At 45.1% G+C, this 13630-nt stretch carries 12 protein-coding genes; 6 read left to right on the top strand and 6 right to left on the bottom strand.

Going from position 1 to position 13630, the window contains the following annotated elements:
• Position 1 precedes the first annotated feature (1 nt).
• The 4 genes from DWX61_RS10440 (at position 2) to DWX61_RS10425 (ending at position 4180) form a co-directional block, all read left to right on the top strand.
• Complete coding sequence (locus DWX61_RS10440; protein WP_015525388.1) at positions 2–1384, top strand: V-type ATP synthase subunit B; 1383 nt, start codon at positions 2–4, stop codon at positions 1382–1384.
• Between the two features lie 12 nt (positions 1385–1396).
• Positions 1397–2020 carry a V-type ATP synthase subunit D gene (locus tag DWX61_RS10435; RefSeq protein ID WP_118625176.1) on the top strand — a complete coding sequence of 208 codons (624 nt, stop codon included), beginning with the start codon at positions 1397–1399 and terminating at the stop codon, positions 2018–2020.
• A 268-nt stretch (positions 2021–2288) separates the two neighbouring features.
• On the top strand, positions 2289–2852 hold the full coding sequence (locus DWX61_RS10430) for a hypothetical protein (RefSeq protein WP_118625174.1): 564 nt from the start codon (positions 2289–2291) through the stop codon (positions 2850–2852).
• Positions 2849–4180: an MATE family efflux transporter gene (locus DWX61_RS10425; RefSeq protein WP_118625172.1), complete on the top strand. Its 1332-nt coding sequence runs from the start codon at positions 2849–2851 to the stop codon at positions 4178–4180. The genes DWX61_RS10430 and DWX61_RS10425 overlap by 4 nt, the downstream gene beginning before the upstream one ends.
• Before the next feature lie 237 nt (positions 4181–4417).
• Here the strand turns inward: DWX61_RS10425 and nagB are convergent, their stop codons facing one another.
• From nagB to DWX61_RS10395, 6 genes are all read right to left on the bottom strand, one after another.
• Complete coding sequence (gene nagB / locus DWX61_RS10420; RefSeq protein WP_118625170.1) at positions 4418–5161, bottom strand: glucosamine-6-phosphate deaminase; 744 nt, start codon at positions 5159–5161, stop codon at positions 4418–4420.
• Between the two features lie 103 nt (positions 5162–5264).
• Complete coding sequence (locus DWX61_RS10415) at positions 5265–6575, bottom strand: alpha-L-fucosidase (protein ID WP_021653144.1); 1311 nt, start codon at positions 6573–6575, stop codon at positions 5265–5267.
• 30 nt (positions 6576–6605) lie between these two features.
• Positions 6606–7451, bottom strand: coding sequence for a carbohydrate ABC transporter permease (locus DWX61_RS10410; protein ID WP_227752335.1), 846 nt, complete (start codon positions 7449–7451; stop codon positions 6606–6608).
• Positions 7452–7471: 20 nt separating this feature from the next.
• Positions 7472–8392: a carbohydrate ABC transporter permease gene (locus DWX61_RS10405; RefSeq protein ID WP_118170019.1), complete on the bottom strand. Its 921-nt coding sequence runs from the start codon at positions 8390–8392 to the stop codon at positions 7472–7474.
• A gap of 90 nt (positions 8393–8482) precedes the next feature.
• Entirely contained in the window at positions 8483–9838 is a 1356-nt protein-coding gene (locus DWX61_RS10400; protein ID WP_118625168.1) for an ABC transporter substrate-binding protein, read from the bottom strand.
• 59 nt (positions 9839–9897) lie between these two features.
• The gene (locus DWX61_RS10395; RefSeq protein ID WP_270427413.1) at positions 9898–11262 is read right to left on the bottom strand and encodes an alpha-L-fucosidase; all 1365 of its coding nucleotides are present in this window, start codon (positions 11260–11262) and stop codon (positions 9898–9900) included.
• A gap of 243 nt (positions 11263–11505) precedes the next feature.
• Here DWX61_RS10395 and DWX61_RS10390 point away from each other — a divergent pair, with 243 nt between their 5' ends.
• Entirely contained in the window at positions 11506–12570 is a 1065-nt protein-coding gene (locus DWX61_RS10390) for a LacI family DNA-binding transcriptional regulator (RefSeq protein WP_118625164.1), read from the top strand.
• Between the two features lie 3 nt (positions 12571–12573).
• A complete protein-coding gene (locus tag DWX61_RS10385; RefSeq protein WP_118625162.1) occupies positions 12574–13590 on the top strand; it encodes a LacI family DNA-binding transcriptional regulator in 1017 nt (338 codons plus the stop codon).
• Positions 13591–13630 lie beyond the last annotated feature (40 nt).

Genomic DNA, 13630 nt, shown 5'->3' with positions numbered 1-13630 from the left:
TATGGCAATCGAATATCTTGGCCTGAGTGAAATAAACGGCCCTCTTGTTGTCCTTGAGGGTGTAAAAAATGCATCTTACGAGGAGATCGTGGAATTCCACATGGAGGACGGCACTCAGAAGATCGGCCGTATCGTGGAAATCTATGAGGACAAGGCCGTTATCCAGGTTTTTGAGGGAACTGACAATATGTCCCTCGGCAATACACACACACGTCTTACCGGACATCCTATGGAGATCGGGCTTTCCCCTGAGATCCTGGGACGTACCTTTAACGGTATCGGCCAGCCCATTGACGGGCTTGGCGAGATCACACCGGAAGTCAGCCTGAACATTAACGGGCTTCCGCTGAATCCGGTAACCCGTGAATATCCACGAAACTATATCAACACCGGTATCTCCGCTATCGACGGACTGACCACACTGATCCGCGGCCAGAAGCTGCCGATCTTTTCCGGTAACGGTCTTCCACATGATAAGCTGGCTGCACAGATCGTTCAGCAGGCTTCCCTGGGAGCAGATTCCGATGAAAAATTCGCCATTGTTTTTGCGGCAATGGGCGTCAAATATGACGTAGCCGAATTCTTCCGCAGAACCTTTGAGGAAAGCGGTGCCTCCGATCACGTTGTGATGTTTTTGAACCTTGCAAACGATCCGGTTGTAGAGCGTCTTCTGACACCGAAGATCGCCCTCACTGCCGCTGAGTATCTTGCTTTTGAAAAAGGCATGCACATCCTGGTAATCCTTACAGATATCACCTCCTTCTGCGAGGCCATGCGAGAGGTTTCCTCCTCCAAAGGTGAAATTCCTTCCCGAAAAGGTTATCCCGGATATCTGTACAGTGAGCTTGCAACTCTTTACGAGCGTGCGGGAATCGTCCGTGGCGGCACCGGTTCTGTAACCCAGATCCCGATCCTGACCATGCCAAACGACGACATCACACACCCGATCCCAGACCTTACCGGATATATCACAGAAGGCCAGATCGTACTGGACCGCCAGCTTCACGGTCAGGCGATCTATCCGCCGATCAATGTTCTGCCATCCCTGTCCCGTCTGATGAAGGACGGTATCGGTGAAGGCTTCACACGTGCCGATCATCAGGATGTTGCCAACCAGCTCTTCTCCTGCTACGCAAAGGTAGGCGACGCAAGAGCTCTGGCATCCGTTATCGGTGAGGATGAGCTTTCTCCGCTGGATAAGCAATACCTTGTATTCGGAAAAGCCTTCGAGGCAGAGTTTGTAGGACAGTCAGAAACAGAGAATCGAAGCATCATCGAAACTCTGGATAAGGGCTGGGAGCTTCTTGGTCTTCTTCCAAGAGAAGAGCTCGACCGTATCGATACCAAAGTTCTGGATCAGTATTACAGAGAAACCGTCCGTTAGTGAGGTGATTTTATGGATCCGAATACCTTTCCTACCAAGGGAAATCTTATACTTGCAAAAAACTCTCTGGCTCTTTCCAAACAGGGCTATGAGCTTATGGACAAAAAGCGTAATATCCTGATCCGTGAAATGATGGAGCTGATTGATCAGGCAAAGGACATTCAGTCCCAGATCGATGAGACCTTCCGTACCGCTTACGCGGCGCTTCAGAAGGCAAATATGGAAATTGGAATCGCTTTCGTAGACCAGATCTCTCATACCGTTCCTGTGGAAGATTCCATCCGAATCAAAACCAGAAGCGTTATGGGAACCGAGATCCCTCTTGTGGAATATGACAAAAAAGCAAGCAACACGCCGACCTACGCCTACTACAGCACCAAGCTGTCCCTGGACGAGGCCAAGGCAGCCTTCGAGCGTGTAAAGGAGCTGTCCATCCAGCTCTCCATGATCGAAAACGCCGCCATCCGTCTTGCTACCAACATCAAGAAAACCCAGAAGCGTGCCAATGCGCTGAAAAACATCACCATCCCCAGATATGAAACCCTCACCAGAGATATCACTAATGCTCTGGAGGAAAAAGAGCGCGAAGAGTTTACACGTCTGAAGGTGATCAAGCGTATGAAACAAAACAGTTAAAAAAATCCTCCGCAGATCTTTCCGGTTCTGCGGAGGATTTTTGGGTTATCCACACTTATCCACATCTGAAAATAACTTTTCAACACCTTGCAGTGACCGTTTTAACTGGGCACTGTTCTTTTTTATCCTCATTTCCATACATCCGATAATCCCCCTTTTAAATAGATTAGTTTTTCAAGAATTTACTCACTATTATCTGATTATTTATTTTTATTCTTTTATATTATGTCTTTTTTGCAATAAATTTTATGATATTTAGAATTTAAAAATGTCAATAGTTTTAAGAACTTTTTTCCCACTTTTTACAATTTTATCATTTTACACAAAACATATGTTTAAATTTATTTATGTAAATCAGCTCATCCACATGGTTATCCTTGTGGATAATGTGGATAAATTTGTGCATAACTTGATTATTAGCGGATTTGCGGATTTTTGTCATGTGGAAAACTTTTTGGAAAGTTTTTCACTTATCCACCATAGTTCGACAGGTTTTGTGCATATTGCCAGAACGACCTTTTCAAGGCTGATATTGCCCGTATCCGCACGCACCTGCCTAACGTTGCCAATCCTCTCCGATGTTTATATCAAGCCTTTCTTTTTGCAGCTTTTTATGGTGTTTCTCCTGCGTGCAGTCTTGACATCAGCACTGTTTTTTGTTAAGGTGAAAACGCTAAAACAACGTGTGGATTTTTCAGTTCCGACTTTTTTCGCCACACAATCTGCCTTCACCAGTAAGACAGATTGTGTGGCTTTTATTATGCACAAAAAGCACACCTTTTTTCCCATGATCTACATTGTGAATTCTGATATAAAGGAGGATTTTTCATGAACGACACATTTATGAAGGAGAAGCCTGTCGGCCCGCTGCTGGCGTCCATGGCGCTGCCTATGGTCTTTTCCATGCTTGTAAACTCACTATACAACATTGTGGACAGCTTCTTCGTGGCACAGATCAGCGAACAGGCCATGACCGCCCTGTCCCTTGTCTATCCGGTCCAGAACATGATCAACGCCGTTGCCATCGGCTTCGGGATCGGAATCAACGCCAGAGTTTCCTATCACCTTGGCGCAGGGGACAAAAAAATGGCAGGCACCGCCGCAACCCACGGATTTTTTCTGTCTGTGATCCATGGAATCCTGATGACTGTGATCAGCATCGCTGTTATGCCCGTATTCCTTCAGATGTATACCCAGGATGAAACTGTGATCCGGATGGGGCTGGAGTATTCTACCATCGTTTTCATGTTTTCCACAGTAATTTCCATCAGCCTTTTCTTCGAAAAACTTTTCCAGGCTGTAGGACGGATGAAAGTATCTATGATCGCCCTGCTGGTGGGATGTACCAGCAACATCATCCTGGATCCGTTCCTGATCTGGGGAATCGGTTTTTTTCCGAAGCTGGGTATCCGGGGCGCAGCTCTGGCAACCGGCATCGGCCAGCTGCTTACGATCATTGTATATGTGGCCTTTTACATCCTGCGTCCGATCCTTGTCCGGGTGACGCCAAAAGCTCTGAAAGCCAGTATCGAGACCGACAAAAGCCTCTACACCATCGGTGTTCCCGCGATCCTGAACCTGGCACTGCCATCGTTTCTGATTTCTTTTTTAAACTCCGTACTGGCTTCTTATTCCGACAGTTACGTTGTGATCCTCGGCATCTACTATAAATTGCAGACCTTCCTGTATCTCCCGGCCAACGGAATCATCCAGGGAATGCGCCCGCTGATCGGTTATAACTTCGGTGCCCGTGAAATGAAGCGTGTGAAAAAAATCTTCCGGCTGACCCTGGAGTCCAGCTGTGTGATCATGCTCTTTGGAACCGTTATCTGTCTCCTGGCATCCGGACAGCTTATGGGACTTTTCACAACTACCCCGGAAACCATTGCCGCAGGCTCCAGAGCCCTGAAGATCATCAGCGCCGGTTTCCTGGTTTCCGCTGTATCCGTTACTGCCTCCGGTGCCCTGGAAGGCCTTGGAAAAGGTACCCAGTCCCTTGTTATTTCTCTTTTCCGCTACGTGGTCGTTATCATGCCCACCGCATATCTTCTGTCCCGTTTTATGGGTCCTGATGGCGTGTGGAACGCATTCTGGATCACAGAGGTGTTTACAGCCATCGTTTCTGTCATGGTTTATCACAAAACGTTGAAAAAAGCCTGAGAATGCAAATGTCCGCCCCACCGGCCTGCTTGCAGCCGCCTGCAGGTTTACGTCCCGAAAGCACAAAAAGCTTCGATCCACCCTCTGAGCACATCGCTCATCGATGAGAGTTGAATCGAAACTTTCTTTTTTAACCAAATCAGGAAAATCCCATGAGTGATCGCTGATATCCGCCTGCTTCAAACGGATATCCATGATCTGCGTTCATTTAATTCGTGGAAATTTCCTCAGTATCTCTTACAGCAGCCCCTTCTCACGGATCAGCTTTAAAGCGCCTTCATCGGCCACAACCGTCACATCCGGGTGAAGCTGCAGGATAGATGCCGGCACGTTGGGCGTGATCGGTCCGTAGAGAGATTTGTAAAGGGCATCTGCCTTTGCCTCTCCGGTAGCGACCAGAAGGATCTTCTTTGCAGTCATGATGTTCTTGATACCCATGGTATACGCCTGCTTCGGCACATCATCCATAGTCTCAAAGAATCTTGCATTTGCCTTGATGGTGCTCTCTGTAAGGTCTACGCAATGAGTCTCTTTCTCAAAAGCTGCTCCCGGCTCATTGAATCCGATATGACCGTTTCCGCCGATTCCAAGCAGCTGCATGTCGATACCGCCTACGCTGCGGATGATCTCATTGTAATCCGCACAGGCTTTCTCACTGTCCTCTTCCAGTCCGTTTGGCACATAAGTTCTTGTCTTATCGATATTTACATGATCAAACAGATTTGTGTTCATAAAATAGCGATAGCTCTGATCGTTATCTCCGGAAAGTCCTTTGTATTCATCAAGATTTACGGATGTGATCTGTGAAAAGTCCAGATCTCCTTTTTTATACCACTCGATCAGCTGCTTGTACATTCCCACCGGTGTGGAGCCTGTAGCAAGTCCGAGAACAGCGTTTGGCTTCATGATGATCTGTGCAGACATGATGTTTGCCGCTTTTCTGCTTACGTCATAGTAATCTTTTCCTGTATAAATAATCATAATCTTTTCCCTTCTCCTTATGGTAAAAAAGAACAACCGGATAACTGAGATTCGCATATCTCCTGCTTTTCCTGTTGTTCTTTTTTTATTATTGATTAGTTTTTTACTCAGCCATCTCTACTTCGAGAACATAGTCTACCGGATCCGGAAGTACCGGGTCAGGTCCCAGATCAACGAATGCGATATCCGGGTAATCGCTGTGCATCCATGCATTGGAGATCGGCACCTCATGTCCGTCATCCAGTGCACGCACCTTCACGATCTTATCCTTATCAAATCCCAGAAGTGGAAGTGGTCCCAGTGTATTCTCATAAATATGCACATAGTATTTATTTCCGTTTCTGGTGATACGTCCGTAATCCGGCTTCGGAATGTTTTCAGCCGGTACACAGCCGTAGATACTGTCATGATTCTTATCCATCCAGCGGCCGATCTCAGCCAGGATCGCAGAAGATTCCTTCGGGAATTTACCTTTGGCATCCGGTCCTACGTTCAGGATCATGTTTCCACCCTTGGAAACACACTCTACCAGCTTCTTGATCAGCATGGAAGCCGGTTTGTAATAATGGTCGTTTGCACAGTATCCCCAGTTGTTGTTCATGGTGAAGCATGCTTCCCAGACCATTGGATTGCCTTCCTTATCGCAGATTCCTTCCGGCGGGATGATCTGCTCAGGGCTTACGAAATCGCCATGGTACGGTGTCGGATCACACTCATACAGGGATCCTCTTCCCTCTCCGCTGGCTTCCAGACGGTTATCGATGATAACCTGCGGCTGTAAGCTGCGCACCATGTTGATCAGCTTTGTTGCGCCCCATTTTTCCCCTCTCATATCGTCGTAGGAGAAATCAAACCAGATGATATCGATCTGTCCGTAGTTTGTACAAATCTCTTCTACCTGATTATACAGATATTCTGTATAACGTGAGAAATCACGGTTCTCATTTCCGCACTCTTTGTGGTTTCTCATCGGATGGATACGGTCTCCGTAATGCGGATAATCCGGATGATGCCAGTCAAGCAGTGTGAAATAAATTCCAACCTTAAGGCCTTCCTCACGAAGTGCCTCTACATATTCCTTGATCAGGTCTCTTCCTGCCGGTGTGTTTGTTACCTTGTAATCTGTGTATTTACTGTCAAATAAGCAGAAGCCGTCGTGATGCTTCGCTGTCAGGACTACATACTTCATACCTGCAGCCTTGGCCTCTTTTGCCCACTGCTTCGGGTTGTAGTCTCTTGCATCAAACTCTTTCATAAACGGAAGATATTCTTCCTCAGGTATTTCCTCTACACTTCGTACCCACTCGCCTCTTGCAGGGATAGAATATAATCCCCAGTGGATAAACATTCCAAAACGGGCATCCTGGTACCACTCCATACGTTTTTCATATTCTTTTCTGTCAAACTGATACATGATTTTTTCCTCCTGTTTAGATTAAAAGCATCAGCCTTTGATAGCTCCGGAAAGCATACCTTTTTCAATCTGTTTATGGAACACGATGTAAATGATAATCATCGGAATTACAGACATTACTACATATGCAAACTGGCTTCCGATCTCCTGTGTATGCGCGGAAGAGAAGTTCAGCATCGCACGTGAAACTGTGAAATATTTGGTATCTGTCATCAGGATCATGGAGAATACAAGTTCACTGTATCCATAGATGAATACGAAGATCGCCTCTGTTGCGATGATCGGCTTGCAGACAGGGAAAAGGATCTTCCACAGCAGCTGCCAGTTGTTACATCCATCAATGATCGCCGCCTCATCCAGGTTCCTGGAGATTCCATCCATGAATCCTGTATAAAGGAATATCGCCTGGGACATGCCAAACGCAACATAGATCAGGATCAGGAAGAACAGGTTGTTCTTTGCATTTAATGCTGTTGCAATGTTGTTGATCGGGATCAGTGTACAGTGAACCGGAACCATTACTCCGATCATAAAGAATACATATACCCATTTCAGGAATTTGTAATCTTTTCTTGATAAGATGTATGCTGCCATCATTCCGACTACAGTATTAAATACAGTTGTCAGAGTTGCTACAACCAGGGAGTTCTTGATGGTATTCAATGCATCCGCTGTTTTGTTTGCGCTGATATAGTTCTGGAACATAAGCTTCTTAGGTAAGCTCAGCAGGTTCAGGTAGATCTCTGAGTTTGTTTTGAAGGAAGCCATTACGGTCACTACTACCGGAAACAGTGTAACAACTGTCCACAGGATCGCGATAACGTACAGTGCTATCTTTCCTCCGTGCATTTTCTGTTTATTAGCTGTTTTTTCCATATTGTCTCTTCTCCTTCCGCCTACATTGCAAGATCTTTATCTTCACGGAACAAATGATTAGTTATAAGACTCAGTGCAACACCCAGTACTAACAGAATAACGCCGTATGCACTGCTTCGTCCAAACAGCTTATAGGAGAATCCCTGTGTATAAAGCATGATTGAAGGTGTGGAGCTGATATCGTTCGGGCCTCCTCTTGTCATCGCCCAGATAATATCGAATACTTTCAGACATCCTGTGATACACAAAATAGAGAATACCTTGAAGGAGTTTTTCATCAGAGGCAGGGTAATGTAACGAACTCTCTGCCATCCGGTAGCTCCATCCAGTGCTGCTGCCTCATTTAACTCATCCGGGATCGCCACCAGACCCGCTGCAAATATCAGCATGTTATATCCGGCATACATCCACTCATTTACCAGGATAACGATCCAAACGTTTACAGTCTTTATCGTCAGCACATCAGGGATCGTACCATGAAGGCCGAAAATATTTTCAATGGTATTAAAGATACCAAAGTTCGGATTTAACATAAATGTCCACATCAGGGCTACTGCTGTTGTTCCTAACATATTCGGAAGGAAGTAACAGGTTCTGAAGAATCCGGTTCCCTTGATCTTTGCAGTTACCAGCATTGCGAGACCAAATGAAAGCGGCATCAGGATAACGAAACCACCGATCATAAAGTACACGCTGTTGAGCATTGCATTCCAGAACAGCTTATCTGAAAAGATCTTCTGATAGTTCTCAAGTCCTACCCACTGCTTTGCTGCACCAAACATACCGTTCCATTTGCGGAATGATAAGCCTACGGTGTCAAAAACAGGGTAGATAACAAAAATAACAGTTATTAAAATTGCCGGAAGAAGGAACGCTAAAGAAAGCGTAAGATCTTTTTTGTCCAGCTTCTGTTTTACCTTTGGTACAGATTTACCTGCCATATGTATACCTCCGTAATAAACAAGGGGAAGCAGATGATGCTTCCCCCTGTTTCTCTTATCCACACATCATGCGTTCAGTCAAAATTCTCTTTATTCGTAAGCAGACATTTTGTCAACGATATCGTCTCCAACTTCCTGTGCACTTGCGCCTGTCGCTAATGCCTGAAGAGAATTACGGATTGTGTCCATAGCTGCTGTGTTGCTGTCATATGTAGGAATCTCAAGTTTAGACTCTGTATTCTCAGCCATGATCGCATTTACATCGTCAAGCAGATAGTTACCTGTATCGATTGTAACCTTCTCAGCATATGTTGTCGGGCTGGATTTGCACATTTCGTTGATGGAATCTACACTTGTAAGGTATTTGATGAATTTAACAGTTGCTGCGATTTCCTCATCACTCTTGTTTAATGTAGTGATGTAGTATGTATCAGAACCGCCACCCATCTCTACAGTCTTGTTTGCTTCGTCGATATAAGGAATTCTTGTAACACCGATCTTCTGAGCATCGAAGAGAGTTGTATCGGAGTCATTCTGGAAGTTACCGCAGTTCCATGTTCCGTCAACTGTGAATGCAGCTTTTCCTGCCTCGAACATATTTCTCTCTGTGTTGAAGTCTGTGCTGAGGATTCCGTCTCCCCAGTATCCTGCATCGATCATATCTTTCATCTTCTGATAGATTGCAACCATCTTCTCGCCGTTGTAAGCTTCTTTGTCGCTTGCAAGATCATCTGCGATGCTTGTTCCGTAAGCTTTCAGAGCAAGAGCACTCATCAGATGCTCGAAGTGATAGTTATCTTTGTCAGAGTAGTTGAATGGCTGGATTCCTGCATCTTTTAATTTCGCGCAGGCATCAACAAGATCATCCCAGGACTCCGGAACATCTACGCCAACCTGATCAAGGTAATCTTTGTTGTAGTAGAGGCAGAGCTGATAAGCGGACCACGGAATACCATAGGTTCCTTCAATGCCGTCAAACTGTGTTGTCTCCCATGCAAAATCCTGAACTCCCTCTTTCCATTCCGGATACTGCTCGAAGTATGGTGTCAGATCCAGTATATATCCTGCATCTACATACTCTCTTGTACGGCTTCCGCCATACTGAAGGAATGCGTTCGGTACATTACCGGAAGCGAAATCTGTTGTAAGCTTCTCTTCGTAATCAGACTCTGTAGAAATACTCTCATCTGTTACATGGATCTTTCCTTCGTTCTCTTTATTGAACTCTTCAAGAGCTTTGTAATACCATTTAGCCTGTCCGTCTGTATCAGATCCGTTGTTAAATCTGAATGCTACACGCAGCTCAACGTTTTCAAAATCCATACTCTCTACATCGTAGTTTGTGTCACCCTTTGCAAATACAGCGCTTCCTGTTACGCCTACTGTAGACATTGCTGTTACACCGGCGAGACACAGTGTTGCAACTTTTTTCATTCGTTTCTTCATGAATAAATCCTCCCTTAATATGATTTTATTTATATAGTTTACCCATTGATGCTCTTAAGTTAATCGATGATCGCCTCAAAGATCGGCTCCTCTTCCTCAAGCTCCAGGCATACACAGTAGTTCTTTGCTCCCTGAAGTTTCTCCGGAAGTTCAACCTCTACCATGGAGTTTCCTTCGCAGCACTTTAATGCGCGGCATGGAAGTTTCTCTCCCGTGCTTACCACATATGCACCTTTTAACTGGTTGCCGATGTTCAGCAGCTCTACACGATATCTCGGTGCAAGTACATGTACATAAAGTTTATGTGGTCTCTTGGTAAATTCAATGCTCGGAATCTCATACGGATAGATACCAACATTCTTGGTTCCGTAAATTGCTTCCGCATTCTCAGTCACGTATTTACCAACCTCATTCATAACCTCGACACAAGCTTCCGGAACAGTTCCGTCTGCCATTGGTCCTACGTTCAGCAGGTAATTTCCGCCTCTGCCGACGATCTTGAGAAGAAGGTTCAGGATATCATCCGGATTCTTCCAGTTTGTATCGTATTTATTGTAACCCCATGTGTCATTTACAGTTGCCGGTACTTCCCAGTCACCGTCGTATGGAAGACGTGGGATAAAGTTATCACCGGTGGTCATGTAATCGCCCTTCTGGTGTCCGATACGTCCGCTGATGATGCAGTCAGGCTTAATACCCTTAACCCAGTCTCTTAATTCCTGAGCCTCGTCTGCGGTCATTCCCATCGGAGTATCAAACCAGATCAGGGAAATATTATCGTAATTCTCAAGAAGCTCTTTTAACTGCGGCTTGCATTTCTCATCGAAGTATGTACGGAATTCCGGCTTCCACTCGTTCTTGTCTTCGTAATCCTTCTTATAGGCATTGTCATCATCCCAGTCCTGAGCCTGTGAATAATAGATACCCATAGTCATGTCATATTTCTTACAAGCATCGGAAAGCTCTCTTAAGATATCTCTTCCTGCAGCCTTCACTACATTAAAATCACTGACCTTGGAATCGTACATTGCGAATCCCTCGTGATGCTTGGAAGTAAGAACGATATATTTAACACCCCACTGCTCTTTCGCTCTTTTCACAAACATGTCCGCGTCAAATTTGTCCGGATGGAACTCATCTTTCAGCTTTCTGTAATCTTCCTTGTCAATGTTGAGATTGTTCTCGATCCACTCTGCAATACGGTCTGTCTTGGTGACCTCGCCGGTCTTCGGATCTTTCCATTCTCCTGCAAGGATGGAATAAAGTCCCCAATGGATGAATAATCCGTATTTGGCATCTTTATACCACTGCTGCTTTGTGTCTGCCATAACCTTCTCCTTGTTTCGTATAGCTGATTTTCTTGTTGCGTAAAACGTTTCGTTTTTTGTTAAGACTATCTTACCGCATCCGAAGCAGTTTTTCAAGTAAAATCATGGGTCAAAAATCATTTTTCCTATTTTTTACAATTATTCCATCTTGTTTTTGTGTATTTTTTCGTATCAGGTTTTGTTAAACGTTTCATTTTTATCAATTTTCTGTACAATACACTCGTTTTTTCTGATAGTTTATGTGTAAAAAATGCCTTATGTGTTGAGGCGTTTTCTTTTTCATGATATAATATGAGAATACTCTATTATCTGTAAATGTATCAGAACCGGAGGTTTTACATGAACGTTACGATCAATGATATCGCCCGTGCGACAGGCCTGTCCACCGCAACGATCTCAAAATATATAAACCACAAAAAAATACGGGAAGAAAATCGTATCATTATAGAAAAGGCAATTCAGGAGCTTGGATATACCCCAAACCGGAATGCCCAGCTTCTCCGTGCCAAAAACACACATACCATCGGTATCCTGATCTCAGATCTTGGTAATTATTTCTGGGGCGAGCTTGTCAATTCCATTATCAAGCATTTCACGGATCATGGTTATACAGTTATTGTCTGTTCTTTCTTTTTTGAACATCAGAAGGAGATCGATACGATACAGGATATTATCTCCCAGCACTTTGACGGAGTTATCATGCTCCCATCCTGCTGGCATGATGATCTGTACCAGCTTTTGCAAAATGCCAGCATACCGGTTGTAATGCTCGATCAGATTCCTGCTTCCATGAGACATTTTCCTGTAGACTGTGTTATTTCTGATAATTACAAAGGCGGTGCACTGCTGGCAGAGCACCTTTTGGAAAAAGGCCACACAAAGGTCTGGATCATGGAACAGTATCTGGACGCCTACACGATCGAGCAGCGGATTCAGGGCTTTGTGGATGTATACCAGAAAAATGGCATTGACCTTCTGAAACAGCAGGATTCTTTTCCCCCTGTTTCTTTTGGTTCCACTGCAGAAACCATCACCCAGAGCAACCTGCATTTCCAGAAGCTTATTGATTCTTCCGATCCCCCTACTGCTGTTTTTTTTGACTGCTATCTCTCCGCAATGGGTGGTTTAAGCGCTGCCAGCCAGGCACGGATTTCCGTTCCTCAGGATATTTCCTTTGTGTGCTTTGATGATGATCCGCTTTTCAAGACCATGAGTGCGACTATGACCTGTGTCTCACAGGATCTGACAAGCATGGGGAAACATGCTGTGGAATTACTTTTAAAAAGAATCCATGGAGACTATACGGATTTTCCAAAAATAGACATGCTGGATATTGTATTCCACCCGCGGCGCTCTGTAAAAGACCTGTCCGGGCACAACAGTACAGCATCCGGAAAGGATTGATTTATGAGTGCAACCATCAAGGACATTGCCAAAGAAACCGGTCTGGCACTGGCCACCATTTCAAAATATATCAACGGCGGAACTGTACGGCCGCAAAACAAAAAGCAGATCGACGAAGCGATCCGGAAACTGAATTACGTTCCACGAAACACGGCCCGGGGACTTCGTTCCTCCAAGACATACCGTATCGGTCTGATATCCGCTCCTCCCAATAATCCGCATAATGCTTTTCTTCTGAGCAAAATAGAAAACACCATGCGTGCTCACGGTTATTCTCTCACATTTATGAGCGGCGACAAATATAAGGATCATGTCAATAAATTTATCCCCCATATGCTCCACTCAGGGATCGACGGTCTTATCATTTCTTCTTTCTGTCTGAGCAAGGACATCTGTTCTGCCGTGGAACATACCAAGATCCCTGTTGTGGAGCTGGAAGAGCATAGTCATTTCCACCGTACAGACTGTGTACAGACCAGCTGTACCTCCGGGGCCTATGAGATTGTGGAGCATCTGATAAAAATGGGGCATCAGAAGATCGCCCTTGTCACCGGTCCTCCTGCATCCTATACCGCATGCGAACGAAAAAAAGGATATCTCCGGGCACTGGAAGACTACAATATTCCTGTTAACCCCGATTATATCATCGCTGAAAATTATGCAAACGACTTTGGATATCAGGCAATGCAGAAATTATGGAATCTTCCGGAACGTCCGACTGCCGTATTTTCTGCGAACTACACACTATGCCTCGGTATTTATGAAGCGATCTACAGCCTTGGCATCCGTATCCCGGAAGACCTGTCTGTTGTCTCCTTTGATGATTTTGAACTGTCCATGCTGCTTTCTCCTCAGCTGACCGCTGTCCGTCAGCCGCTGGCCGGTCTGGCAGAGCAGGCCTGTGATCTGCTGCTTCGCAGAATGAACGGAGACTACTGCGATTTTCCAAGGACGATCCGCCTGAAGCCGGAATGCATTTACCGGGATTCTGTGCGTAATCTCTATTCTGATGGTAAGTAATGCAAAACAACTTTTATTACGGCAATTTCGGGAAGCACAA

The sequence above is a fragment of the Ruminococcus sp. AF20-12LB genome, assembly GCF_003478985.1.
Lineage (GTDB): Bacteria > Bacillota > Clostridia > Lachnospirales > Lachnospiraceae > Blautia_A.
Note: the sequence above shows the minus strand (reverse complement) of the source record. Positions and strands in the feature narration are given on the sequence as shown.